General features: G+C 56.3%; 1 rRNA gene (only partly in view). It reads right to left on the bottom strand.

Annotation, left to right across the window (positions count from 1 at the left end):
- Window positions 1-49: 49 nt before the first annotated feature.
- Window positions 50-1,226 (bottom strand): 23S ribosomal RNA (locus tag ACFWU9_RS36185); its annotated part runs 1,379 nt beyond the window's last position; the annotation flags it as partial.

Genomic DNA, 1,226 nt, shown 5'->3' with positions numbered 1-1,226 from the left:
AACACGGATGTTCGTTGTCTCAGAACTGACACAGTGGACGCGAGCAACTGAGGACAAGCCCTCGGCCTATTAGTACCGGTCAACTCCACACCTCACAGTGCTTCCATATCCGGCCTATCAACCCAGTCGTCTACTGGGAGCCTTACCCCATCAAGTGGGTGGGAGCCCTCATCTCGAAGCAGGCTTCCCGCTTAGATGCTTTCAGCGGTTATCCCTCCCGAACGTAGCCAACCAGCCATGCCCTTGGCAGAACAACTGGCACACCAGAGGTTCGTCCGTCCCGGTCCTCTCGTACTAGGGACAGCCCTTCTCAAGACTCCTACGCGCGCAGCGGATAGGGACCGAACTGTCTCACGACGTTCTAAACCCAGCTCGCGTACCGCTTTAATGGGCGAACAGCCCAACCCTTGGGACCGACTCCAGCCCCAGGATGCGACGAGCCGACATCGAGGTGCCAAACCATCCCGTCGATATGGACTCTTGGGGAAGATCAGCCTGTTATCCCCGGGGTACCTTTTATCCGTTGAGCGACGGCGCTTCCACAAGCCACCGCCGGATCACTAGTCCCGACTTTCGTCCCTGCTCGACCCGTCGGTCTCACAGTCAAGCTCCCTTGTGCACTTACACTCAACACCTGATTACCAACCAGGCTGAGGGAACCTTTGGGCGCCTCCGTTACCCTTTAGGAGGCAACCGCCCCAGTTAAACTACCCATCAGACACTGTCCCTGATCCGGATCACGGACCCAGGTTAGACATCCAGCACGACCAGAGTGGTATTTCAACGACGACTCCACCTGAACTGGCGTCCAAGCTTCACAGTCTCCCACCTATCCTACACAAGCCGAACCGAACACCAATATCAAACTGTAGTAAAGGTCCCGGGGTCTTTCCGTCCTGCTGCGCGAAACGAGCATCTTTACTCGTAGTGCAATTTCACCGGGCCTATGGTTGAGACAGTCGAGAAGTCGTTACGCCATTCGTGCAGGTCGGAACTTACCCGACAAGGAATTTCGCTACCTTAGGATGGTTATAGTTACCACCGCCGTTTACTGGCGCTTAAGTTCTCAGCCTCGCCACACCGAAATGTGACTAACCGGTCCCCTTAACGTTCCAGCACCGGGCAGGCGTCAGTCCGTATACATCGCCTTACGGCTTCGCACGGACCTGTGTTTTTAGTAAACAGTCGCTTCTCGCTGGTCTCTGCGGCCACCCCCAGCTCACACC

It is taken from the genome of Streptomyces sp. NPDC058653 (genome assembly GCF_042716895.1).
GTDB lineage: Bacteria > Actinomycetota > Actinomycetes > Streptomycetales > Streptomycetaceae > Streptomyces.
The sequence above is the reverse complement of the archived record's forward strand: the minus strand, read 5'-3'. Positions and strand labels throughout refer to the sequence as shown.